22 protein-coding genes are annotated in these 25,074 nt (G+C 55.8%); 11 read left to right on the top strand and 11 right to left on the bottom strand.

Annotated elements, in window-relative coordinates:
- Complete coding sequence (iolC, locus tag GOW16_RS13575) at positions 1-981, bottom strand: 5-dehydro-2-deoxygluconokinase (protein ID WP_368039904.1); 981 nt, start codon at positions 979-981, stop codon at positions 1-3.
- A gap of 115 nt (positions 982-1,096) precedes the next feature.
- Between iolC and GOW16_RS13570 the strand changes: the two genes are divergently transcribed.
- Both GOW16_RS13570 and GOW16_RS13565 read left to right on the top strand, forming a co-directional pair.
- A complete protein-coding gene (locus tag GOW16_RS13570; protein WP_170415863.1) occupies positions 1,097-2,200 on the top strand; it encodes a Gfo/Idh/MocA family protein in 1,104 nt (367 codons plus the stop codon).
- Positions 2,201-2,240: 40 nt separating this feature from the next.
- On the top strand, positions 2,241-3,374 hold the full coding sequence (locus tag GOW16_RS13565; protein ID WP_170415861.1) for a Gfo/Idh/MocA family protein: 1,134 nt from the start codon (positions 2,241-2,243) through the stop codon (positions 3,372-3,374).
- On the opposite strand, the gene GOW16_RS13560 is transcribed toward GOW16_RS13565, so the two are convergent.
- From GOW16_RS13560 to GOW16_RS13550, 3 genes are all read right to left on the bottom strand, one after another.
- A complete protein-coding gene (locus GOW16_RS13560) occupies positions 3,375-4,373 on the bottom strand; it encodes a LacI family DNA-binding transcriptional regulator (RefSeq protein ID WP_170415860.1) in 999 nt (332 codons plus the stop codon).
- Between the two features lie 213 nt (positions 4,374-4,586).
- Positions 4,587-5,441 carry a hypothetical protein gene (locus GOW16_RS13555; protein WP_170415858.1) on the bottom strand — a complete coding sequence of 285 codons (855 nt, stop codon included), beginning with the start codon at positions 5,439-5,441 and terminating at the stop codon, positions 4,587-4,589.
- A 181-nt stretch (positions 5,442-5,622) separates the two neighbouring features.
- Entirely contained in the window at positions 5,623-6,537 is a 915-nt protein-coding gene (locus GOW16_RS13550; RefSeq protein ID WP_170415856.1) for a LysR family transcriptional regulator, read from the bottom strand.
- 99 nt (positions 6,538-6,636) lie between these two features.
- Between GOW16_RS13550 and GOW16_RS13545 the strand changes: the two genes are divergently transcribed.
- The 4 genes from GOW16_RS13545 to GOW16_RS13530 all read left to right on the top strand — a co-directional run bounded on the left by GOW16_RS13545 (position 6,637) and on the right by GOW16_RS13530 (position 10,753).
- The gene (locus GOW16_RS13545; protein WP_170415853.1) at positions 6,637-7,596 is read left to right on the top strand and encodes a tripartite tricarboxylate transporter substrate binding protein; all 960 of its coding nucleotides are present in this window, start codon (positions 6,637-6,639) and stop codon (positions 7,594-7,596) included.
- 69 nt (positions 7,597-7,665) lie between these two features.
- Complete coding sequence (locus GOW16_RS13540) at positions 7,666-8,133, top strand: tripartite tricarboxylate transporter TctB family protein (RefSeq protein ID WP_170415851.1); 468 nt, start codon at positions 7,666-7,668, stop codon at positions 8,131-8,133.
- Between the two features lie 6 nt (positions 8,134-8,139).
- Positions 8,140-9,654, top strand: coding sequence for a tripartite tricarboxylate transporter permease (locus GOW16_RS13535; RefSeq protein ID WP_170415849.1), 1,515 nt, complete (start codon positions 8,140-8,142; stop codon positions 9,652-9,654).
- Entirely contained in the window at positions 9,644-10,753 is a 1,110-nt protein-coding gene (locus tag GOW16_RS13530; protein WP_170415847.1) for a lyase family protein, read from the top strand. Before GOW16_RS13535 ends, GOW16_RS13530 begins: the two co-directional genes overlap by 11 nt.
- A gap of 79 nt (positions 10,754-10,832) precedes the next feature.
- Here GOW16_RS13530 and GOW16_RS13525 read toward each other — a convergent pair whose 3' ends face one another.
- The 3 genes from GOW16_RS13525 to GOW16_RS13515 are packed head-to-tail and all read right to left on the bottom strand — an operon-like array spanning position 10,833 to position 14,535.
- Positions 10,833-11,594, bottom strand: a complete 762-nt coding sequence (locus GOW16_RS13525) for an enoyl-CoA hydratase-related protein (RefSeq protein WP_170415845.1) — start codon at positions 11,592-11,594, stop codon at positions 10,833-10,835.
- Between the two features lie 2 nt (positions 11,595-11,596).
- Positions 11,597-12,910: a hypothetical protein gene (locus GOW16_RS13520; protein ID WP_170415843.1), complete on the bottom strand. Its 1,314-nt coding sequence runs from the start codon at positions 12,908-12,910 to the stop codon at positions 11,597-11,599.
- Positions 12,910-14,535, bottom strand: a complete 1,626-nt coding sequence (locus GOW16_RS13515) for an amino acid adenylation domain-containing protein (RefSeq protein ID WP_170415840.1) — start codon at positions 14,533-14,535, stop codon at positions 12,910-12,912. Before GOW16_RS13515 ends, GOW16_RS13520 begins: the two co-directional genes overlap by 1 nt.
- A gap of 153 nt (positions 14,536-14,688) precedes the next feature.
- On the opposite strand from GOW16_RS13515, the gene GOW16_RS13510 reads away from it, so the two are divergent.
- The 5 genes from GOW16_RS13510 (at position 14,689) to fcl (ending at position 19,770) form a co-directional block, all read left to right on the top strand.
- Positions 14,689-15,519 (top strand): DUF6502 family protein, encoded by an 831-nt coding sequence (locus tag GOW16_RS13510; protein WP_170415839.1) that lies wholly within the window; start codon positions 14,689-14,691, stop codon positions 15,517-15,519.
- Positions 15,520-15,521: 2 nt separating this feature from the next.
- Positions 15,522-16,391: a DUF5666 domain-containing protein gene (locus GOW16_RS13505; RefSeq protein WP_170415837.1), complete on the top strand. Its 870-nt coding sequence runs from the start codon at positions 15,522-15,524 to the stop codon at positions 16,389-16,391.
- Between the two features lie 256 nt (positions 16,392-16,647).
- The gene (locus tag GOW16_RS13500) at positions 16,648-17,532 is read left to right on the top strand and encodes a phytanoyl-CoA dioxygenase family protein (protein ID WP_170415835.1); all 885 of its coding nucleotides are present in this window, start codon (positions 16,648-16,650) and stop codon (positions 17,530-17,532) included.
- Between the two features lie 125 nt (positions 17,533-17,657).
- Positions 17,658-18,782 (top strand): GDP-mannose 4,6-dehydratase, encoded by a 1,125-nt coding sequence (gene gmd, locus GOW16_RS13495; protein ID WP_170415833.1) that lies wholly within the window; start codon positions 17,658-17,660, stop codon positions 18,780-18,782.
- Positions 18,751-19,770, top strand: coding sequence for a GDP-L-fucose synthase (fcl, locus tag GOW16_RS13490; protein WP_302478067.1), 1,020 nt, complete (start codon positions 18,751-18,753; stop codon positions 19,768-19,770). Before gmd ends, fcl begins: the two co-directional genes overlap by 32 nt.
- Positions 19,771-19,803: 33 nt before the next feature.
- Here fcl and GOW16_RS13485 read toward each other — a convergent pair whose 3' ends face one another.
- The 4 genes from GOW16_RS13485 to GOW16_RS13470 form a co-directional block, all read right to left on the bottom strand.
- Positions 19,804-20,880: a DUF2793 domain-containing protein gene (locus tag GOW16_RS13485; protein WP_170415831.1), complete on the bottom strand. Its 1,077-nt coding sequence runs from the start codon at positions 20,878-20,880 to the stop codon at positions 19,804-19,806.
- A gap of 249 nt (positions 20,881-21,129) precedes the next feature.
- Positions 21,130-22,023, bottom strand: coding sequence for a UTP--glucose-1-phosphate uridylyltransferase GalU (galU, locus tag GOW16_RS13480; protein ID WP_170415829.1), 894 nt, complete (start codon positions 22,021-22,023; stop codon positions 21,130-21,132).
- 310 nt (positions 22,024-22,333) lie between these two features.
- The gene (locus GOW16_RS13475; RefSeq protein WP_170415827.1) at positions 22,334-24,139 is read right to left on the bottom strand and encodes an ABC transporter ATP-binding protein; all 1,806 of its coding nucleotides are present in this window, start codon (positions 24,137-24,139) and stop codon (positions 22,334-22,336) included.
- A gap of 1 nt (position 24,140) precedes the next feature.
- A complete protein-coding gene (locus GOW16_RS13470; protein WP_170415825.1) occupies positions 24,141-25,070 on the bottom strand; it encodes an ABC transporter permease subunit in 930 nt (309 codons plus the stop codon).
- Positions 25,071-25,074 lie beyond the last annotated feature (4 nt).

The following is a 25,074-nucleotide window of genomic DNA, read 5'->3' as shown; positions in this document are numbered from 1 at the left end:
CTATGTCGTTGGGCCGGGATGGGAGGCAAGAAATGCGTCCAGTTCCGGCGTTGTTGGCATGGCCGGAGCGCAGCCCGGTTTGGACACGACGATCGAGGCACAGGCTGAGCCGCGCATGACCGCATCCTTAAGCTCGCTCCCGGCGGCGATAGAGGCCAGTAGACCCGCCATAAAGCTGTCACCGGCACCGTTGGGTTTGACGGCGGTGACCGGATAGATACCTGTTTCGATTTCCTGTCCATCCACAAAGGTTACCGCGCCTTTTTCGCCCATTTTGTAGATCACGATCCGACCCGGTTTCGCGGCGAGTTCCCTGGCCTTTTCAAAGCCTTTGTCAATGCCGCCTGCCATGAACCCGAACTCTTCGTCATTGCCAACGATCAGATCGCTTGCCTCGCCTGCGCGCGACAGGACCTCGGAAGCCACCTCAGGGGATGGCCAGCTGTAGGGGCGGTAGTCGATGTCAAAAATCACTGGCAACCCTGCCTTGCGGGCATTGTCAAAGGCACGAAACGAGGCACTGCGCGAGGGTTCTGCGGCAAATACGGTTCCGGCAGATATCACTGCTGAAAATTCACCGTAATCGACCTTGTCCATGTCCTCCTCGGTCACCTGAAAGTCGACGGCGCCATTGCGGTAGATGACGTTCTGGAAATCTTCGATCCGGCTTTCGTAAACCGCCAGCGACATGCGGTATTCACCACCGACGATCCGGATGTAAGAGGTGTCTACACCATAGTGCGTCAGCTTGTTCAGGCAGAAGCGGCCAACAGCATCGTCTGAGACCGAAGTGATCAGCGACGCCTGGCTGCCCAGTTTGACCAAACCGGCGCAGATATTTGCCGATGACCCACCAAGGTCGGCGTGAAATGCGTCGGCATCTTCGCTTTTGACACCAACGGGATCGGCATAAAGGTCCATGCCCGCGCGTCCGAAGACCGCAAACCGGTTTCCTTTGATACCGTCTATCAAAGCGCTCACGTCATGTCCTCCGGCAAAAAGGGGCTGGCGAGGATCGTTGGTCCTTGCGTTGAATCGATTCACACGATACTGATTTTGCAACCGGTTGCAAATACATTGTTCGGAGCCGTTGCAGATGCCTGAAATCGGAATTGGAATCATTGGCGGCGGCTATATGGGCAAAGCTCATTCGGTCGCGATGTCGGCAGTTGGCGCGGTGTTCAACACGGCGTTGCGACCGCGACTTGAAATGATCTGCGCGTCCAGCCCCGCAAGTGCCGAGCGATACCGAGCGGCCTACGGCTTCCGTCGCGCGACCGAGGATTGGCGCATGTTGGTCAACGACCCGGCGGTCGAGGCCGTAGTGATTGCTTCACCGCAAACAACGCATCGTCAGATTGCTGAGGCTGCGTTTGCGTTGGGCAAGCCGGTGCTGTGCGAAAAACCCCTTGGATCTTCGTTGGATGACGGGCGAGCCATGGTATCAGCGGCAGAAGCCGCTGGCGTCACCAATATGGTCGGGTTCAACTATGTACGGACTCCTGCCACCCAGTTCGCGCGCCACCTGATTTCGCAGGGGGAATTGGGCGAAGTAACATGGTTTCGTGGTGAGCATACCGAAGATTTCTATGCCGATCCCGAAGCTCCGGCCACATGGCGGACCACCGGAATGGCCAACGGTACGATTGGCGATCTCGCCCCACATATGGTCAACGGTGCGTTGGCTCTGATTGGCCCGATTGCCGAGGTTATGGCCGAAGTGGAAACCGTTCATCACGAACGCCCGGGCGGGAAAGTCACAAACGATGACCATGCCCAGATCATGTGCCGTTTTGCGAATGGCGCGATGGGCAATATCTATGTCAGTCGGATCGCGACGGGGCGAAAGATGGGATATGCCTATGAAATCACGGGCACCAAAGGAGCAATCAGGTTTGACCAGGAAGATCAGAACGCGCTTTGGTTCTATCGCCACGAAGGCCCAGAGGCGCATCGTGGTTTTACCAAGATTCTGACAGGCCCAGCCCATCCGGATTACGAGCCCTTCTGCCAGGGACCAGGGCACGGCACCGGGTATCAAGACCAGATCATCATCGAGGCCAAGGATTTCCTTGAGTCCATCCATTCAGGCCAGACAATCTGGCCCACATTCCGTGACGGGCATGAGGTCAATTGCGTTCTGGACGCTGCGCTGAAATCGTCAGAGCGGCGGCAGTGGCAAGAGGTAAGCGCCTTCTGAGCGCTGGAAACAACGAAAACACCTAAGAGAGACTAGATCCATGGCAAAGCTGAAATGGGGAATGATTGGTGGTGGCGAAGGTAGCCAGATCGGGCCAGCGCACCGCTTGGGCGCCTTGGCGGATGGGATGTTTGAATTCGCCGCCGGAGCACTGGATCATCGGCCCGATGTTGGTCGCGAATACGCCCAGAGGTTGGGCGTCGCCGAGGATCGCTCTTATGGAAATTGGCAGGATATGCTCGCTGGAGAAAAAGATCGCGCCGACCGAATTGACCTGGTGACGATTGCCACCCCAAACTCAACCCACTTCGAGATCGCCAAGGCGTTCCTTGAGGCCGGGTTCAACGTACTCTGCGAAAAGCCCATGACCATGACCGTGGAAGAGGGCGAAGAAATCGTTCGGGTGGCCGAGGCTTCGGGCAAGATCTGCGCTGTAAACTACTGCTATTCCGCTTATCCGATGGTGCGTCAGGCCCGTGCAATGGTGCGTGCTGGCGAGATTGGCAAGGTCCGTCTGGTCGTGACCAATTTCAGCCATGGCCATCACGGCGACGCCACGGATGCCGACAACCCACGTGTGCGCTGGCGCTATGATCCGGCGATGGCAGGTGTGTCCGGCCAGTTCGCCGATTGTGGCATTCACGCGCTGCACATGGCCAGTTTCATCAGTGATGATGAGGTGAAGTCCCTGTCTGCCGATATGGCGTCGACCATTTCAAGTCGCGAGCTGGAAGATGACGCGATGGTCAATTTTCGAACCGAAGGCGGTGCTGTCGGGCGGTTGTGGACCTCTTCCGTGGCAATTGGGCGTCAGCACGGGTTCGACATACAGGTTTTCGGCGAAACCGGAGGTCTTCGCTGGGCGTCCGAGCAGCCCAATCAGTTGATCTACACGCCAGTTGGTGGCCGGACGCAGATCATCGAAAAAGGCGAGGGTGGTCTACACGACGATGCGCAACGATTGTCCCGCGTCGCGATTGCCCACCCCGAGGGGTTTCCGCTCGCTGTTGCCAATATCTACTGCGATCTAGCCAATGCCATTTGCGGTGAGGCACGCGATGGCCTGCCGACACCCGCTGACGGGGTGCGGTCGATTGCAGCGGTGCATGCCGCAGTGGCGTCGTCGAAAAATGACGGAGCATGGACGGACGCGCGCCCGCCGATGTTCCGGTGATCAGGGGCGGGGCCGCAATGTGCCCCGTTCGATTACGCGGCACGGGAAAATACGGGCCTCGGGGTAACGTTCGGGGTCTTTCAGCATCTCTTCGACCAGATCAACCGACGACGTGATGATCTGCTTGATGGGCTGATGGATCGTCGTAAGATCCACGCTCTCCCATCGCGACATTTCCATGTCGTTAAGACCGATGATGCCGATATCCTTACCCGGTTTAAGACCATTGTCGGACAATGCGGACAGGGCGCCTATGGACAGAATATCGTCGCCACAGAAATAGCCCTCAGCAGGTCCCTCTGCCAGCAGCCGTAGCATTTCGGCACGCCCGGCTTCAAAGGAATAGGCGCCTGCGAAACAATGCGTCACATCGAGTTCCGGGTGTTTTTCGACTTCTTCCATGAACCCGCGATATCGATCCATCGCCGATGTCGCATCTTTCGGACCGCCCAAATAGCCGATACGACGATACCCCCGCGCCAAAAGCTCGCGCGCGGCCATACGTCCACATTCGACGTTGTCGATGCCAACAACATGCACCTCAGGTGAAGTCGCCGATCGACCGAAAGTGTGCACGACGGGAACCCCCGCATCGTGGAACGCCTTGGCAAAACTGGGCGGTAGGGTGGACGAGGCGACGATAGCAGCATCCACAGAATATTGCCGTAGCATTCGGACCGAATTTGCCGGTTCGGTTTCATCGGTCAGATTCACAATCAGCGGGCGCAGTCCACGTTCTTGCAGAGCGCGTGTGAACTGGTCGAAAACCTCAAGAAAGATAGGGTTGTGAAAGTTGTTGGAAATCAACCCGATCAGCTTCGTGCGTCCGGTTGTCAGCGATGAGGCCAATGCGTTTGGGCTGTAACCCAGTTCAGCCGCCGCCTTTTCCACCTTGCTGCGTGTTTTTGGTGAAACTGATGCGCCTTCGGTAAATGTTCGAGATACGGCAGAGCGGGATACACCGGCCAGTGCGGCCACTTCTTTGAGGGTCACACTCATGGCTGGCACCGACGGGTTCGGGGATGGCTATCAGTCAAATTCATGAGGAAATACTATGCTCTAATGGGTCAGGTTTGCAATCGGTTGCAAGGTAATGTCCACAAAGACGTTGGGTTCATTGAAACTGGACCCGCATTTGTTTCAGCAAGTGCATCAAACGCCACGACTGTGACGTAGCGCAATCAACAGCTTGATGGCATCCCATCGCCGAACTCATTGAAGCAATGACCATTCAAGATGGTGATCTCTGCGCCGGTCAGCCCGAGCCCGAATTGTCCCGCCTTTGGTGGGTGCATTGACGATCATTCCTTCTTCGACTGGCGACAAGGGTGTTGCCGTCCATCTAAGACGTTGCTCCGGCGTCACATGCTTAAGAGGGCGTTGCAGACTGGGTTCTTCAAGAAAAACGGGTCGGTGAGGTGCGTAAACGTTCAGAGATGTCATTTTGTAAGCGGTGAACACATCGAATGGCTTACTCCGCTTTATGGCCGCCAGAATAGCCATCCGCCACGCTTCCAGACCGGTTGGGGTCATATACAGAATTGCTATTGCGCCGGCCATTGAGTGCAATCGCAGCCAATCGCTGTTTTCCGTGGAAGCAAGTGCAAGGTTGTAAAGTGCGCGATGGCCGAAGCGTTGTACGTATGGACGTGCCCAGGGAAAACAACCGAAGGGTGAAACGCCCAAATATACAATATCGGCATCTTTGGGGACTTCGGGAATAGTCAGGTTTCCAGTTGCAGGGGATACATCATCCTCCAGCACCAAGGCTGGGAACGTTTTGATGGAGTCCAGAGCCGCAAGGTGGGCCCGGGCGCAGTTCAGCGCATGGCTCTGACCGTTTACTCCATCCGAAAACGTAAACTTGATACCGTGATCGTTCATCAGGCTGGTCATATGAAGCCGCCTGCTTTTGTTTTCGGGTAAATTGATAACCCGGCAGTCTGAAACGGTCGCGCTTAGCTTCATAGTTCTGATGTCCGTAAGGCGTTGCCAAGCAAACTCGGCAGCTGATGAGTTGTCTTTGTTCGGAGAAATATAGATGCTTGAGCTTCGGCGGTGTTGCAATCGTTGCTACGGATTTCAACTCTTGGAGACAAATCACATTCCTATCCGTCCTATCCGTCGGACTTTCTGACTTACCAAAATTGTTAATGATATGCCTCTTGTTTGGCGTTGGCTAAAGTCGGGGCAATAAATGTGCTGCGGTAAAAAGCATGAGTTCGGTCGCTTCGTATGACAACGCCTGTCAGGCAAGAGCCAATGTTGGGCTGTTCTTGCATAGTTCGGATGCCCGCAAAAACAGGACGTCCTCAAAATCTTGAAGCGCTTGGGACTTTTCCTGTGTCGCGGGGTACAGCAAGCCAAATGTCATCCAACGCTCTGGAACGATGGGAACCAGGGACAAACCCGCTGTGGATTCCTGTGCCGCGACCAACTCGTCAGCTATTGTGATGCCAGCGCCTTCTGCGACAAGTGAACAGGCGAGCTGAGAGGCTGCGACTTCGCAGGTATGTCGGGGATTGACACCTGCAGACCGGAAGATGTCATCAAGCTGCTCGCGCAGCAAAAGCCCGTTCATCAGGCGAATGACCGGTTCGCGGGCAAGATCTGTGGCTGTGACTGTGTTGCGGTCGGACAATGGGTGCGCGACTGGCAGAATGGCCTGCGCCCGAACCCGCAGCAGAGGTTTTGTTCTCACGCCCGGGTGCTCGACCGGCAATGCGCCGATGCCGATGTCATATTCACGGCCGGCAAGCCATTTGCTGGCCTCACGCCGGGCGCGTATATCCAGAGTTACATTGGTATCAGGATGAGCTTGCAAAAAAACTGCTAGTGCTGGTGCGGAAATTGCCCGAGCGATACGAGGCATCGTTACAACGCGCAGTGTTTCTGTGCGTCCTGCGCGGATCTCGGCTGCGATGCGGGGTACTTCGTCAAGGTTATCCAGGATACGCCCGGCCTCGCGGTAGAACGCCAAACCCTCACGCGTGGGTGTCAGGTTGCGGCCACTGCGATCGAAAAGGGTCAGGCCCAATTCTGCCTCCAGTCCGGAAATCAAACGGCTGATTGCCGGCTGGCTCAGGTGCAGGATTTCAGATGCCGCGATCAGCGATCCTTCGGAGAGGGTTGCGCGAAAGGCGCGCAAAGCTTTGATGTTCATCCCTAGAACTCTTTACGATTTTGCAAGAGAAGATAACACATTTGCATTTTTTTTAACACAAGATTTGCCCTAATTTAGGTATATCTCAGGGAGGATGCTATGAAGCGTAGAACTATTCTCACCGCCGTTCTTGCGGCAGTAACCGTAACTGCAACCGCAACGGCAAGTTTCGCAGCCGATTGGCCGAAACGCCCGATCAATCTGGTTGTCCCCTACAAGGCTGGTGGCGGTACAGACGCCTATGCCCGCGCTATTTCGGCCGCGGCTGAAGGAATTCTGGATGTACCGGTTGTAGTCGTGAACAAGCCCGGTTCGGGCGGCCTGAACGGCGCAAACTCGGTCGTGGGTGCACGTCCCGACGGCTATACCTTGATGATGACGTCCGGCGGTTCGTTCCTGTTGTCGACCATGACACGCGACACCGATATTGACGCGCTGGAAAGCTTTGAGTTTGTTGCTCAGGTCGGTCAGCTGCAAACGTCGCTGATGGTGCCGTTGAACAGCCCCTTCGAGTCGGTTCAGGACGTGATCGACGCGGCCAAAGCTAACCCGGGCCAACTGCGTTGGGCTCATTCGGGCCGCGGAGGTTTCCACCACGTTGGCGGCATGGGTTTCCTGGCCAATAACGACATCGAAGCGCAGGACGTACCGTTCAAAGGTGGCGGACCGACCCGTGCAGCACTGATCGGCGAACAGGCTGACTTTGGTTTCCTGGGGGTACAGCAGTTGGCAGGTTTTGAAGAGCAACTCCGCGCTCTGGCGGTTAACAGCCAGGATCGCGATGGCATCATGAAAGACGTTCCCTCGTTTGGTGAGCTGGGTATTCCGTTTGCCGCCGTCTCCTCACCGGTGATCGTGTTTGCTCCGAAGGGCACACCGGCCGAGGTCGTTGCCGCGATGGAAACCGCGTTGGAGCAAATCGCCGCAAAACCCGAATTTGCCGAACTTCTCGCCTCGCGTGGCACAGGCCCAGTCTATCAGAATGGTGCGGACGCCAAAGCGACGTTGTCCGCCATGAAAGAGGACGCCGCTCCCCTGGTCGAAAGCTTGACCAACTAAAGTCCTCGGGGCCGGGTGGATATTCTTCCCCCGGCCTTTTTGTATCTAACGCAATCAGGGAGGAATGATATGCGCGCCTATGCAGAAGGCCTTGTGCTTGCCCTTATTTCCATTGTTGCCATTTGGGGCGCTTGGCAAGTGCCAGCAGCTTCACCGGGGGATACCTGGGCTGGCATCGTCCCATTTTCAGCCTCAATTGCATTGTTGTTTCTTTCCGGTCTGTTGCTTTTGAGCGCCGTTCGTCAAACGGCAGGCGACACTGGTCAGGAGCAGGACAACGGTGCCACCCTTCAGATCATCGGGCTGTTCATCATTGCCCTGATCTATCAGCAGTCGTTTCGCTGGTTTGGCTACCTGTTGCCAACAGCGATTGCGGCACCGATTGTCCTGTATTTCTTCGGAGTACGCAGCTGGATCGGTCTGGCGCTATCTGTCGTCCTTTGCCCGCTGATCTTCCACCTCATCTTTTTTGTCTTGCTTGGTGTGTACCCGCCTTATGGCGAAGTCTTTGACCTGCTCAGCTGGATTCAGGGGTAAATCACTATGGAAATTTTTCCCGCACTTCTTTCGGTCATAACTGATCCCAGCCTGCTTTTTGCCATCGTGCTGGCCGCAGTCGTGGGCATGATTGTTGGGGCCACACCCGGTCTGACCGCCTCGGCAGCGATTGCGATGTTGCTGCCCATCACCTTCTACATGTCGCCACTCTTCGCGCTGGCCTTCCTGTATGTGATCGGTAAATCCGGCCGCTATGGCGGCTCGATTGCGGCTATTTTGTTCAATACGCCCGGCACGGCGGCCAGCGCTGCCACACAGATCGACGGGTATCCGCTTGCGCGCGCCGGCAAAGCCGGAAAGGCGATGAAAGTCGCGACCATCTCGTCAGTCATCGGTGACCTTATGGGGGACATCCTGTTGGTCATTGGTGTCGGTTTTATTGCGGCCATCGCATTGAAACTGGGGCCGCCTGAGACATTTGCCATCTACTTTGCGGCGTTTGTGGTCATCGGTTCGGTTATCGGAAATTCGATCGTCAAAGGATTGGCATCTGCTCTGATGGGCATTCTGATCGCTATGGTCGGATTGGACCCCATCTCAAGCGAAGAGCGTTATACATTCGGCTCGTTTGATCTGTCCAATGGGATTGGCCTTGTTCCCCTTATGATCGGCGTATTCGTTCTGGGCGAGGTTTTTGCTCAATTGGAATCCCGGCGTAAGGCCACAGGCGAGACACAAGAGAATGAAAGCACTGCAGAAGGCAACAACTTGACCTGGGAAGAGTACAAACCTTGCTTGCCCCATGCCTTCCGTGGCGGCTTTATTGGCGCAGGTATCGGTGTATTGCCCGGTCTGGGTTCAGCCATCGCTGCATTCATTTCATACGGTGAAGGTAAGCGCCGGGCGAAAAACCCCGAGAAATGGGGCAAGGGTGCATTGGAAGGCGTTGCAGCCCCAGAGGCCGCCAATAACGCGGTTTCCGGTCCGTCGATGGCTCCGCTGCTGACCCTCGGTATTCCGGGTTCGACGATCGGTGCGATCCTCTTGGGTGTTTTCCTGATCCACGGAATTCAGGTTGGGCCAACCTTGTTCCTGACCGACAAAGAGCTGGTCTATAAACTGTTTGCATGCGGGATGCTGGGTATCCTGGCTTATGGTCTGGTCGGCTATTTCGGTGCCACTCAGGTTGCGCGAATTATCCTGAGGATCCCGACCAATGTCCTCTATCCGCTGATTTTCCTGACTGCGTTTGTTGCAGCGTATTCAGCGCGTGGATCAATGTTTGATGTCACAGTTATGACCTGTGCAGGCTTTGCTGGCTGGCTGATGCGCAAATACGACTTCAACGTTGCGGCCTTTGTCATTTCTTTCGTGCTGGCCAAAGGCGCAGAAGAGACGTTTCGCCAGTCGTTGCTGATGTCCGATGGTGGTGCCTTGATCTTTGTCGAACGCCCGATCGCTCTGGCCTTCCTGGTTATTGGTGCAGGCGCAATTGCCTTCCGCATCCGTGGGATCATGAAAGAGCGCAAGATCGCAAAGGGAGCGTTGGATGATGCTTGAACACGGTCTTTACCGCGACTGCTTTTCCAGTGCCGATATGCGGTCTGTCTGGTCGCAACATGCCACGATTTCCGCTTGGCTGAAGGTTGAACAGACACTGGCCCGTCATCAGGCGCTGGAAAACCTGATCCCACAAGAAGCAGCGGATGCGCTGGAGGCAATTTCGGTCTGCAATCTGGACACAGAGCGCTTGCACGAAGACATGATGCTTGTCGGGCGTCCGATCGTTGGACTGGTCGAACAACTGAAAAGGCAAGTCGGCGACCATGCGGCGAAAGTCCACTACAGGGCGACAACGCAGGACATTATGGACACTGCTCTGGCGCTGCAGATGAAGATCGGTCTGGAACACATCCAGACCGGGTTGCAAAGACTGACCAGCGCTATTGAGCAACAAGTCGACGAGCTTGACGATACAGCCATGATTGGTCGCACAAATGGGCAACATGCCTTGCCCATACGCGCTGGCACCAAGCTGACCGTCTGGAAAGTCGAATTGCAGCGGCGCGCGCAAGCATTGGAAGAAGCGGGCGCGCGGGGTCTGAATGTCCAGATCGGTGGTCCCGTTGGAGATCTGCGGGGTTACGAAAACGGGACAGGTCATCGCATCAAGGAAGGCATCGCGGCCACCTTGGGTTTGAATGTCGTCGAACCGCACTGGCAAAACGCACGTGACGGGCTTGCCGATGTTGTAACTGCATTGGGAGGTTTGTGTGCGACGCTGTGCAAGATCTCGCACAACGTCAATCTGTTGTCCTCGTCAGATATTTCAGAATTGTCTGAGGTACACCAAGCCGGTAAGGGCGCTTCTTCTGCTATGGCACACAAACAGAACCAGCGCGCATCGGAATTCGGAGAGGCTGTCGCCCGGCTTGGGCGCCAGCGTTCCGAACAGATTGGCGAATTCACAACCCATCAGCACGAACGGTCGGGTGGTATGTGGATCGGCGAATGGATCGTTATCCCCGAGACGTTCTTGCTGACTTCAGGCGCATTGTCGTGGGTTGAAACGATCTTTGCGAACCTGATCGTGGATTCTGAATCCATGGCCCGCAAGGTCGCTGACTTTGAACTTAGCGCGGCAGCGAAAACTCACTGAGGTGATCAGGTCACTTAAATCACCGCTCGGTTTCCGAACGGTGATTTTTGTCACTGGAAGCAAGTTTACGGGTTTGAGGTCAGAACCGAGGGTCTCGCTTTTCCAGAAATGCGTTCATGCCTTCTTGTTGGGCGGGCAATCCATAAAGCGCGTGATACATCTGCCGTTCAAACCGCAAACCTGATTCAAGCGTGCTCTGTTCGGCCATATTTACACAGGTGCGCGCCATGCTTACGATGTCATCGGCGTAGTCTGCGATGATTTCGGCCACCTCATAAGCCGTGTCCGACAGGGTGTTCTGCGTGACAACCCGGCTGACCAGACCAATCTGCAGGGCCTCGGACGCATCAATCATGCGTCCGGTCAGGATCATGTCCATGGCCCTGACACGACCGATTAGCCGCGTTAGCCTCTGGGTGCCTCCAATGCCCGGAATGCAACCGATTTTAATTTCGGGCTGACCGAATTTGGCGGTGTCTGAGGCCAAAATGACGTCGCACATCAGTGCAACTTCACACCCGCCGCCCAAAGCATAGCCACTAACCGCCGCCACCTTGGGTATGCGAAAGGCTGCAAACCTGTCCCACTCGGCAAAGTAGTCGTTGGTCTGCATGGTCGCGTAGGTTTGCACCGCAAGCTCGCCGATATCCGCCCCGGCAGCAAAAGCACGATCATTGCCCGTGAGGATCAAGCATCCGATGCCGGGGTCCTTGTCGAATTCGGTGGCGGCGGTCAGGACTTCGTGCATGAGTTGTGTGTTCAGCGCATTCAGCTGATCGGGCCGATTGAAGCGGATCGTGGCGACCCGCCCCTGTGTTTCGGTTTCGATTGTCTCAAACATGCTCAGCTATCCCAAATTGCGCCATAGGCAGGAATGCCCAGGCTTTCCATGTCGTGCACAACCTTCCGGGTCAGCTTTTGGTTCGAGATCACGATAACGGCTTCGGCCCCGCTTTCTCGAACGGCATGCAAGGCTAGGGCCGACAGATTGGGTTTGCCGTCTTTGTCTGTGTCCCAGATCAAAGGCTGCTCGGTATTGGCCTCGATCTCATCCACCAGCGCGTCACCATAGGTTTTGCGCGGGCTGCGGGTGGACCAGATCAAACGGTTTGGCACATCCTTGGCCAGTAGATGCGGCAGGATTGGTCCGATGCCCGACCCGGTGCCCACATATACCACTTTTTTGAAAAGCACTTCGATCCGTGCCACACCCGATGTCGTGATCCCCTTGACCCAAACCTTGTTTGGTGGGTTATCGATGAATCGGCCAGTCCAGTCACCAGCGCGGCTAATGGCCAATCGGTAACCCGACCGGTCCGGAGCGGGGATATTGGCGAACGAATGGTACTCTCCAAACCGAGTATGGCTGATGGCGTTCGAACTGCCGGGAAATGGCGTATCCCCATAGTCGAACTGTGCAATCACCGCATGGCTTGAGGGCTTCTCGATCCTGACATCCACACGTTTCAGGGTCAGCCAGGGAGACAGGATTGATAAAGTGATCAGGCAGAGCATCCAGAAAGCCGCGCTGTGAAGCAACATACCCCCGGCGTCATTTGTGACCGAGACTGTCTGCGCCCAGAACAGTCCCAAAACCGTCCAGCCGACAAAGCGGTGTATTTTCTCGAACACATTGTGGAACCGCGCGCGGATCGGTCCGAGGGCCGATGTCACCATCAATGTCATCAAGGCGACCATGGTCGCGCTTAGGACAAGTGTCAGATCCGAGGGTACGGCAGACCCGTTGGCACGGTTCCAAACCATCGCAAAAAGAAGAAAGCTGAACCAGATGGTCCCGGCAACGGTGCCCCCTGAATGCAGCCCGCCGAAGTGGAACACCTTGCCAGCCCCCCAACGGATCCACAGAGGCCATGACGTCGGAATGCGGGTGGCCAGCCAGAACAGGGCGTTGATCACCCGCTGCTGTCGGATCAGTATGCCAAGGCTGAGGTTGATCAGCGCCATGTTCGCAATCGGGCTGAGTGCGAAAGCGCTGTTGGCGAACCAAACCCCGTCGCGCAGTCCAACCACGAACACGACCAGATTCGCCACCGCAACCAGCATTGCAAGGCGGCGGTATTCCATCAGGGCGGGGTGGCGGGTCACACGCCTCCAGTTCAGACCGCCGGTATCTAGGTTTGTCGTTTGCGTGGTCATCAGTTTAACTCCGCACCGGTTTCGGCGATATGGTTGCGTGCCATATCCAGCAAAAGACGTTTATCCAGCTTGCCGCGCGGTGTGCGGGGTAGGGTGTCCATGGGGACAACAACGGTAGGGCTGCAGTAGTACGGCAGTCGATCTGATACGCATTGCACTGCCCGTTTCGGGCAGGCCGAAGATGGCGAGATAAAACTGACCAGATTGCGGTTGTCGTATTGCAAGGTCACCGCTTGCTGACAGCAAGGTGACGCCTCAAGGGCGGTTGTAACGCCGTCCAACTCAACCCGGAACCCGCGCACCTTCACGAGGTCATCAACGCGCCCGAAATGCTCCAACTCGCCGGTTTCCGTCCAACGGCCCAGATCACGGGTGCGGAACATCATATGGCCCGGCCGGAATGGGTCGGGTCGGTAACGCTCGGCCGTCAGCTTAGGGTTTGCGAGGTAACCTGCCGTGACGCAATCGCCGCCTGCCCACATCTCACCCTTCTCGCCGATGGGCACCGGGCGCAGGTTTTCGTCCAAAATGTAGACCGTGTTGTTCGGCGTCGGGCGCCCGATTGACAGAACCTGCTTGTCTGCGAAATGGGGTTCGGCCGTATTGATGATCGTAGTCTCGGTCGGACCACATGAGTTGTAGAAGGTGCAAAAGCTCGACCACCGATCTGCCAGCGGGCGGGGGCAGGGTTCGCCTGCTACAGCAACTGTTTGGACCTGGGTACAGCGCGTGTGGTCCAGCGCGTTCAGGATCGAAGGTGTGGCAATCAGAACGTCCACATTCTCGGCTGTTTCCTGAATCGATTTGCCTCGGACGACCAGCGTTGCGCCATTGGACAAAGCGCCTAGGATTTCCCATGCCGCCATGTCGAACGAAATCGAAAGGATCTGTCCAACTCGCTGGCCCGGTCGCATCCCCAGATCGCCAGGGCTAGTCAGCAGGATATTCGCCAGATTTCGGTGATTGACTTGTACACCGTTCGGAACGCCGGTCGTGCCAGACGTAAACAATATCATCGCCAGGTCGTCGGGACTGGCCCGATGTGTATAGCCGGGTGCTGGCGCGTCCAACATTGGATCGAACATTGTCGTATCAATGGTGATCAGCGTCTGATCCAGACCAACCGGGATTTGATCTGTCAAATCGCTGAGGCTTAGGATTATTTTTGAACCGGTGACCTTCGCTACGTGGCGCAGGGTTTCCGTCGGTGCAACGCCGACATGCTGCGGGACATAGGCCGCCCCAAGTTTGATTGCCGCGACAATACCCACGACCATCTCGACCGAACGATGCAGGAACAAGCACACGGCGTCGCCGCGTTTTACGCCGTGCGCGCGCATGACATTCGCCAACCGGTTTGAGGCTTCGTCCAGCGCCCGATAGCTGAGGCTATGGCCAGCACATTCCAGTGCGGCGGCATCGGGCTGATCCCGCAACGCGTGGCGCAGCGCGTCTGCTATTGTCGCATGCCGGGGTGAAGCCTGCGGCCCCCAGCCAAAAGAAAGAAACAACTCTTGATCTTCGGGGCTCAGTGCGTTCAACGCATCTTGCCCGGCTGCACTGGCTAGATCTGTTGGTGTCAGGGGGGCATAGTTTGTCTGGGGATCGGTTGCGATAAGGTGCATGTCATTCTCCAGTTCAAGAAGGGGTCACACCTTAGTGATAATGGGAAAAAATCCCATTAAAGTTCACATTCGATCACATTTTGAACACGAAAGCGTTGAATTCGTTAATTCTAGGAAAATGTTATCTGATAAGCATCCGTGACGAGTTCTCAAATGTCGAATGACCCCAAACCTCCCCTTGAGACCGCGCTGTCTGCGTTGCTGGTACCACTGGCGCAGGCAATGGTTGCGCATGGGGTCACACTTGGAACCGTGACCGAAGCGCTCAAACAAGCCTTGCTGACGGCAGCGGAACAAAGCACGCAAGGAAAGCTGAGCGACAGTCGCGCCAGCCTTTTGACGGGCCTGCATCGAAAGGATGTCAAAAGACTGCGAAATGTCGACGATGATGCACCCTTGAAACGCCGCAGTAACGCAGCGGCATTGGTTGTCAGCTATTGGTCGACGACGCCTGAATTTCTGGATGGTGCAGGCGCGCCTCGGGTCCTGAGCCGCAAGGGCGACGAAACTGGCCCGGGATTTGACGATCTGGTACGGCGGACACGTGTGGACATGGCGCCCGGCACCGTTCTGGAAACGTTGGTTGACCAAAAGAGTGTGGAGCAGGATGAAAAAGGAAAACTTCGCCTGCTTTCCCCAGCCTTTCTTCCGTCTAGTGGCAGCGCCGAACAAGTGGCCGCTTATGAGGCGACGCTGTCCGCTCATTTACAGGCGGCAACGCAGAACCTGCTGGCTGAACCGGATTCTCAACGCAATTTTGACCGCGCGGTACGCTATTCGCACCTGTCGTCAGAGTCGATTGAGCAATTGCTCCAATTCTCGTCGGATCGGGCGCAAACGTTGCTGCAAGAGGTCAATACTCTCGCCCGTGAACTGCAGGAAAAAGACAGTAACGGTGATCACAGCGGCCGGTTCGCAATGGGTGCTTTTGTCCTGCCCTCACCACAAAAAGCCCAACTAAAAAGAACGAAAGAGGATGAGTAGTTATGGGTGTTTTCCTGCGTTTGTTCGCGATGCTTGCCTTATTGACCTGGCTATCCGTTCCGCTTCAGGCTGAGGACAAAGGCAATTCTGAGCGTGAAGGCGGTATTATCGGTACGGGTATTGTGGGCACAATCACCCATCTGGGCAGCATCCATGTGAATGGACAGCGTATTCTGTTCGATGACCAAATGCCGGTTGCCAATGCGGTTCCCCCGATCAGGGCGGACGAGTTGAAGCCGGGTCACACCGTCGCAATTGTTGCGACGTATGAAAATGACGAATGGCACGCAAGACACATCCGTCAAGTCTTGCCTCTGGTCGGACCAGTGTCCAGTGTGCAGGACGGCCAAATTTCGGTTCTTGGGACCGACGTTACGGTCGAATGGAGTGTTGACGTCCAGGTTGGCGATTGGGTCGCGATCAGCGGGTTGTGGCGGGGTCATAAAGTGCGCGCGTCACGTGTCGAAAAACTGTCAAGCGATGTGTATCCGGCGAGGTTGTCGGGAACATATCTGGGGTCTGATCCACAGGCGCGAACTTTGATAGGGGCAAGCGTTATCAGCGGAATTGAGCCTCAACATTTGTCGCCGGGTGATCTTGTCCGAGTGATCGGACAGCCGACGTCGGACGGAATCAGAGCGGAACGACTGGAAGCGGGACTATTCGCCGGAGCGATTGGAGTTGTTCAGGTTCAGGGCTTTTACTCAGAGCCTCAACCCAGCGGCTTGTACACGGTGTTGGGAAGCGGATTGATCGCATTCAGTGATCAGCCCGAGATGATTGACCAAAACACTGAAGTTATCCGCTGCGGCGATGGTGGAGAGCTGGTGAATTCAGACGGTGCTGGTCTGTTGAACCTGTTGGGGTGTTGACACACGAATTTTGAAGATTGGTTGTCACATACCCTCTTTGATCCGGGGGATTTGACAGCAAATTGAACCTGTTCTTGTGGGGGGCTGTGCCCGGCGCGGCTGGAACAGCGAAGACACGAAACCGTGTCAGAATTGAAACGGGAGGTGATTTGCCCAAATGGCAAAGCTGAACATATCGTCGCAGGTAAGTTAGGCACTCCGTGTGCAGCGCAGCGCAATTTCTCTGGTAGAACAAGCATTGGAGGAAGCAAGTCAGATGTCTGAAAACAACTCATCGAGTGACGTCGCACTTACCCAAGAGCAATCTGATAAGTATTGGGAGGATGGGTTTCTTTTTCCGCTGACCATCTTTTCCAAAGAAGAAGTCGCCGAGCGTCGCGCAGAGCTGGAGCGGATTGAGCGGGAATGGCTTGATGCTGATCTGCCTTTGCCGCTGAATACCTACAAGCGGGTCAACGCGCATCTGGTGATGCCGCTTGCAGCAAGTGTCGCGATGGATCCCCGCGTTCTGGATGTGGTGGAGGGCGTGTTGGGGCCGGACATCATGATTTGGTCGGCCGAATTCTTCATCAAGGAACCGCAAACAGCCCATACGGTCGGGATGCATCAGGATCTGACCTACTGGGGGATGGGCGAAACCCCGGATCAGGTTACCGCATGGATCGCGTTGTCTCCGGCGACAGTTGAAAGTGGGTGCATGGATTTTGTGCGCGCCAGCCATAAGAACCCAATTCTTCCGCACAATGATACGTACTCTGACACCAATCTTCTGTCGCGCGGACAGGAGGTTGCGGTGGACGTCGACGAGGAAGACAAAACCCACATTGAACTGGCACCAGGGCAGATGTCTCTGCATCACGGGCTGACGATCCATGGGTCTGGTCCCAATCAATCCGATGACCGGCGTATTGGACTTGCGATCCGCTATCTCAACCCGAATGCCAAGCAACTGGTCGCGGAACGCGACTATGCTTTGTTGGTACGCGGGCAGGACAGCCAAAGCAATTTTGTTCACGTTGATCCGCCGACCGAGCTGTTTTCTGCGGATGCTTTGGCCCTGTATGAGAGGGTTCGCAGCGATCAGAGCAAAGCGCTGGCGGAAGGGGCCAAGGGATCGGTGCCGCTTTATGCGTCGACTTGATTCCTCGGCTCGAACCGCTTGCTGACGAGATATCAACACCTGACAGCGTCCTTGGCTTGCATTCAGGCGGATATTGCTGTTTCAGAGATTACACACACGTATCGTGAACTTCCTGGAACGCAACCATGACCAAAACAGCACTGATAACCGGTATCACTGGGCAAGACGGATCCTATCTTGCCGAGTTTCTGCTGGAAAAAGGATATGAAGTTCATGGAATCAAGCGCCGTGCATCTTCGTTCAACACACAGCGCATTGATCATATCTATCAGGATCCGCATGTACCCAATCCGCGTCTTCACCTGCACTATGGGGATCTGAGCGATACCTCGAACTTGACCCGCATCATTCAGGAGGTTCAGCCCGACGAGGTCTATAACCTTGGCGCCCAGTCCCACGTGGCGGTCAGTTTTGAATCGCCCGAATACACTGCCGATGTGGACGCAATCGGTACGTTGCGCTTGCTTGAGGCGATCCGTTTTCTGGGTCTTGAGAAAAAGACGCGCTTTTATCAGGCGTCCACGTCCGAACTCTACGGTTTGGTACAAGAGACACCGCAGCGCGAGACAACGCCGTTCTATCCGCGTTCCCCTTATGCGGTAGCCAAGCTTTATTCCTATTGGATCACTGTGAATTATCGCGAAGCGTATGGCATGTATGCCTGCAACGGCATCCTGTTCAATCACGAAAGTCCGCGCCGTGGCGAAACCTTTGTGACGCGCAAGATCACTCGTGGTCTGTCCAACATTGCTCAGGGTCTCGAGGATTGCCTGTACATGGGCAATATCGACAGCCTGCGCGATTGGGGGCACGCTAAGGACTACGTCCGTATGCAGTGGATGATGTTGCAGCAAGACACCCCTGAGGATTTCGTAATTGCAACCGGCGTGCAGTACTCGGTGCGTCAGTTCATCGAATGGTCTGCAGCTGAACTTGGGGTAACGCTTGAATTTTCAGGCGAGGGTGTCGATGAAATCGCCACGGTCAAATCCGTTGAAGGCGACGACGCGCCTGCATTGGAACCAGGTGATGTGATCATGCGGATCGACCCACAATATTTCCGCCCGGCGGAAGTGGAGACATTGCTTGGCGACCCTTCGAACGCCAAAAACAAATTGGGATGGGAACCGGAACTGACGGTTCAGGAAATGTGCTCTGAAATGGTTGTCGAGGACCTCAAGACGGCCAAGCGTCATGCCTTGCTGAAAGAGCACGGCTATGAATTGCCGGTCACGCTGGAAAATGGCTGAGGCGGGCGGCGTGCGTAAGATCTACGTGGCCGGGCACCGCGGAATGGTCGGCGGTGCGATCCTGCGCCGTCTGCAGGACCGCCAGGCATCGGGCGAGGCGTTGGAGCTTGTGACGCGGACGCATTCGGAACTTGATCTGACCAATCAAGCTGCTGTCCGAGATTTCATGCAAGCTCAGCGTCCCGACGTCGTCATTTTGGCCGCAGCCAAAGTCGGCGGCATTCATGCCAACAACACCTATCCTGCAGATTTTATTTACGAAAACCTGATGATCGAGTGCAATGTGATTCATCAGGCGTTTTCTGTGGGCGTTAAATACCTGCTTCAATTGGGCAGTTCCTGCATCTATCCCCGCGCTGTTCCACAGCCGATGCGGGAAGATGCTTTGCTGACCGGTGTGCTAGAACCCACGAACGAACCCTACGCGGTGGCGAAGATCGCCGGCATCAAACTGTGCGAAAGCTACAATCGGCAGCACGGCGTAGACTATCGTTCCGTTATGCCGACAAACCTTTATGGGCCTGGCGACAATTTTCACCCCGAAAACAGTCATGTCTTGCCCGCCCTGATCCGCAGATTCCACGAGGCGCAGCGTGATGGTTTGGATGAGGTTGTCATTTGGGGCACTGGTAAGCCACGACGCGAGTTTTTGCATGTCGACGATATGGCTGAGGCTTCACTATTCGTACTGGACTTGTCCCGTGATGAGTATGAGGCCAACACCCAACCCATGCTAAGCCATATCAATGTTGGATGCGGTGTGGACGTCTCAATTGCGGAGCTCGCGGGTATGGTGGCTAATGTGACAGGATATACCGGTCGGATCACGCAAGATGTCAGCAAACCTGACGGCACGATGCGCAAGCTGATGGATGTTTCCCGTCTGGCAACCATGGGTTGGCGGGCGAATATCAGTCTGGAAGACGGAATTCGCGAAACCTACGCGTGGTTCCTGGAACAAGCTGACGCGGATATTCGCGCAAAGTGACCACCCGGAATATGATCCGGGCAGTCTAACGGATTAGAACCAGCGGCCGATGGCTATGGCGGTTGGGGGGAGGACCGTTGTGTCGGAAGCGGACGAAAGTACTTTGTACGCGACTTGAGTTTCGGTCGGCTCATCCACCCCCAAGAACCTCCCAGTTGCGCCCCCACTGCCGCTGATCGCCGGGTTGGTGCCAGCCGCAAAAACAGCCGGGAAGGCCCAGGTGTCCGACGTGCTGGCGTACAGGGCACCTTCGGAATTTGTGCAGGCAGTAGCATTCAGCGTGGCCGTGCAAATCTGAGTGCCATCAGCAAACCGGACAAACTCACCACTCGCAGAGGTTCCGCGCTCAATCACAGCGCCGGTTGGGGTTCCGCCATTTTGCGTGACGGTCCCGAGAACATTACCGGGCCCGTAGCCATAGTCTGCCCGCATCAGGCGCCCCGTAGTTGTATCATCTGCGCTGCTTTGCACCGCCGCGCCTGAGGCCACCCCGGACGCTGGATCAATGCTCAGCGCTTCGGACCAGTTGGTGCCATCTGGCGAGACCTTGATGGAAAAACCTGTATTACCCGACAAACCCATTTCGGCATGCCCGGTCCAATTGGATTGAAACAGCAGAGAAGCGGTCTCAACAGCATTTGCCTTGTTGATCTTTAGTTGGTGCCCGCCGCCCTCGTGGCTTAGCAAAGTCGCGGGTGCGCGAACGGACAGGCGATTTGTACTGTCGTGCCCGGTGGCAATACCAACACCCGGAAGATTTTGCGTCGCGGTCGGGGGTTCAATCCATGCTGAACCGTCCCAAATTTTCAGGCGATCACTTTCCTGATCCCACGCACGCCAGCCCAATTCAGGTGTTACGAAATGCCAGCCGTCATCCAGCCAGGCGGCAAGTTCTCCTTCGTGACCCGCCCAGTCTCCGGCGGGTGACGACCCAATGGCATGGAGCTCACCCTGTTCCGGCACTGAGGGCGGTGTAGAGGCACCGGTTGACGCGATACTTAGTTGGACGATCAGATCAAGACGTCTCAGGGCTTCGTTGTGCGTGATGTGTTTTTGCGCCTGAGAAGGTTGTAGAAATGGTAGGTTCAACTTGGGCGAATTCTGGGACAAGGGGCATCCTCCGTTGGCTATCGGATCGACATTTGCATTGCGGGCTACACTGCCGCGCTGCCCATGAAACCCGCCTGACCAATGGGTTCGTCCGGTTAACGTCTTGCCAAGATTTTCCTGGGTTAACGGGTGCCCAACAATTCGAAGGGCGCTTGCAACCTCATCGCAAGAAAAAGGGCAAGCGCGTTGCCCGCAGCTTGCCCCTTCTGTCTGTGCTGATTACCTCGTATGCGAGGTTGCGGCCTCTGGTTACTGAGCAGCCTGACCGGTGGCGGCAACATCGTGTAGGTATTTTTGCAAATCCTCTCGAAGGTCGTCGCGCGCCAGCGCAAACGCAACTGTTGCCTGCAGGAAACCCGCCTTGGATCCGCAGTCGAACCGCTGGCCATCGAATTTGTAACCGAAAACCGGAACACCGTTTCTGATATCTTCCGCGATGGCGTCCGTGAGTTGAATCTCGCCACCACTCCCCTGTTTGTTCTGGTTAAGGTTGTACAGAACCGAAGGTCTCAGAATGTAACGACCGATAACCGCCAGGTTGGAAGGTGCTTCCTGGGGATTCGGTTTCTCGACCATTCCGCGCGCGCGCACCACTGTGCCGATATTGTCGCCGACATCCAGAACGCCGTAAGAACTTGTTTTTTCCGAGGGAACTTCCATAGTGGCAACCATGTTGCCGCCGGTTTCCTCATAGGCTTCTATCATCTGCTGCAAGCAGGGTTTTTCCCCGGCGATGACGTCGTCAGGCAGCATGACCGCAAATGGCTCATCTCCGATCAGGCGACGCGCGCACCATACGGCGTGGCCCAAACCCAGCGCCTTGTGTTGCCGAATATAGGCGATTGCCCCGCTTTCCATGTTGGTCGCATTCAGCGTTGCCAGCAGGTCATCTTTGCCTTTTTCCTTGAGCGACTGCTCAAGGATCTGATTGTGGTCAAAATAGTCCTCAAGCGCAGATTTCCCGCGGGACGTTACAAAAATGAACTCGGTAATTCCGGCGGCTCGGGCCTCGTCGATTGCATATTGAACCAGCGGGCGATCGACTAGGGTCATGATTTCCTTAGGTACCGATTTAGTCGCGGGCAGAAAGCGCGTGCCGAGACCTGCAACCGGGAAAATCGCCTTTGTGACCTTACGTACCATGCTACCTCTCAGCAAAATATCTTGTTCGAATGTATGCGTTTTGTTGATGCCACCTCTTAGTGCGCGCGGCTAGAACAATCAACGCAAATAGGCAATGCCAAACAACTAGGAGAAATCGTGCCACCGGTGAAATCAGAAGTCAAAATGCTGTGTAGATGCCGGTTAAGTCATAGCCTCTGTAGCTGCTGCTTGTCAGTACAAAGATCGCTGAATGGTGCATATTGGCCGCAATGCAGAAACAGTTCAGAATCCTTCATATAGCCGGGAGGAACCCGCCCCGAAGGCAATAACTTGCTTCGGGGCAGGGAAGTTATGCCTTTGCCATGATCGCTTCGAGCGAGTCGTGTTCGGCCACAAAATGATTGGGTTTCACTTCGCTCAACCGTGGAACATAGTTCGTCTCCCCAGCCGCCAAACGACTTGGCAGGAACCTCAATGCCGCTTTGGGATCCATCGGTGAAGGCAATTCGCCCGGCAATTTCAGGCGTGTACGACTACGCTCAACGTCCGGGTCCGGAATGGGAACGGCCGAGATCAGCGATTTCGTGTACGGGTGGATCGGATCAGAACAGATCACTTCTCCGTCACCCAATTCCACGATCCGGCCCAGATAAAGCACCATGATCCGGTTCGATACCGCCCGAACAACAGACAGATCGTGACTGATGAAGATCATCGACAGACCAAATTCCTGTTGCAACTCACGTAGCAACTCCACGATCTGCGCCTGAATTGACACGTCCAGTGCCGACACAGCTTCGTCACAGATGATGAGTTTGGGTTTGTTGATCATCGCTCGCGCAATACCGACACGCTGGTTCTGGCCGCCGGACAGTTCATGCGGATATCGGTTGATCATGTTAGCTTTCAAACCGACCCGCTCCATCATTTCGGAGACCAGCTTTTTGCGTTCCCGCTCAGTCAGGTCAGGGCGATAGGTCTTCAATGGCTCAGCAATCGAGGCCGAAATGGTCATACGCGGATCGAGGCTGGCCAATGGATCCTGGAACACGATCTGCAAATCCTTACGGTATTTGTTCAGTTCGCGCCGTTTCAGCCCGACGATGGGATGGCCCAGCCAACTGACGTTGCCCGCGCTGGGCTCGATCAGTTGCAAAACGGCCCGCGCCAAAGTGGACTTGCCGCAACCAGACTCGCCCACAACACCCAGCGTTTCGCCCTTGCGGATGTCAAAGCTGACTCCATCGACGGCTTTCAGCGGAACTTTGTGTCCAAACAGCCCGCCCGAAACGTGGATCGGAAAGTGCACCTTTACGTCATCGACTTTCAGCAGCGGATCATCGACTTTTTCAAGCGCCTTAGGCGCATCGCCGGCATCGATGCGCGGCATCGCTTCCAGCAACGTCTGGGTGTACTCATGCTTCGGCGCGCGGAAAATCTCGCGTGTCTCACCCGACTCGACGAATTGACCCAATCGCATGACCTGGACGCGGTCGCACATACGCGCGACGACACCCATGTCATGTGTGATCAGGGCGATCGCCGTGCCTTCGTCTTTTTGTAGGCGTACCATCAGATCCAGAATGTCGGCCTGAACGGTCACATCCAAGGCTGTTGTCGGTTCATCCGCGATCAGCAGCTTGGGATTGCACAGCATGGACATTGCGATCATGACCCTCTGGCGCATACCACCGGACAACTCATGCGGATACTGGTCCAGTCGCCGCTTGGCTTCGGGGATGCGCACGCGATCCAGCCATTCAAGGCAGCGTGCCCGCGCAGCCGAACCTTGCAGCCCTTCATGAACCTGCAGAACTTCACGCATCTGCTGGCCAATCCGCAGGTGCGGGGTCAGGGCAGTGAGAGGATCCTGAAAGATCATGCCGACATCGTCGCCACGAATTTGGTTCAGCTTGTTTACCGGCAGGTTCAGAATTTCCTGACCGTTCAGCATGGCGGAACCGGTTGCTTGCCCGGCGGGTGGCAACAAGCCCATTGCAGCCATGAAGGTCTGGCTTTTGCCGGAGCCACTTTCGCCTACGATGCCCAGGCATTCGCCCGGATTGATATCGAAACTGATGCCTTTTACAGCCTCAACAACGCCATCGGGCGTGTTGAACTGGACGCCCAGATCTTTTACGGAAAACAGACTCATATCAGCGATCCTTCGGGTCCAGAGCGTCACGCAGCCCATCACCGATGAAGAACATGGTTATGATGATTGCGACGTAGAATGTTAGTGGGAACAACAGCTGCCACAAGGTGCCATAGCCCATCGTTCCGGCTCCTTCGGCGATCAGTCGACCCAGCGAGGTATAGGGCTCAGAAATCCCAAGGCCGAGGAACGAGATGAAGCTTTCCGTCAGGATCATTTCAGGCACGAGCAGCGAGGCGTACACGATCACCACACCCAGAAGGTTGGGCAGGATATGGCGATACATGATGGTGAACTCGCTAACCCCAGCTGCGCGTGCGGCCTCGATGAACTCTCGGTTCTTCAGGGTCAGGGTTTGCCCCCGAACAATCCGTGCCATCGTCAACCAGCCGACCGCGCCAAGTGCGATGAACAGCATTACGAACGACCGGCCGGCAACGACCAACAACAGTATGATGACCAGAGTCGCCGGAATAGCCAGCAAGATATCGACGAAGCGCATCATCACGCCATCAGTGCGGCCACCGATATAACCCGCGGCAATACCGTAGCAGGTACCGACAATCAGGGCAGTCGCAGCGCCGATCAGACCCACCAGCAGAGATGTGGTGGTTGCCTGAATGACGCGGCTATAAAGATCGCGGCCCAGATCGTCGACGCCGAAGAAATGTCCGGTCTCCGTGGACGGCATTCCCAAGCCGCGCACATCGCCCATGACATTCCAGTCAATCTCCTCGTTGCTCCATACGGCAAAGTAAGGACCAATGATTGTGAACAACACGATCATTGCCAGAATGAACAGGCTGGCCATGGCCGCTTTGTTGCGAACAAAACGCATACGTGCGTCTTGCCAGAGTGAACGCCCCTGAATGACCGTGTAATCGGTGATATCTTCGGCCAGATGGGCGGCTTTTTGTGATTTACCAAGCATTGCC

The organism is Ruegeria atlantica (genome assembly GCF_013033965.1).
Lineage (GTDB): Bacteria > Pseudomonadota > Alphaproteobacteria > Rhodobacterales > Rhodobacteraceae > Ruegeria > Ruegeria atlantica_D.
The sequence above is the reverse complement of the archived record's forward strand: the minus strand, read 5'-3'. Positions and strand labels throughout refer to the sequence as shown.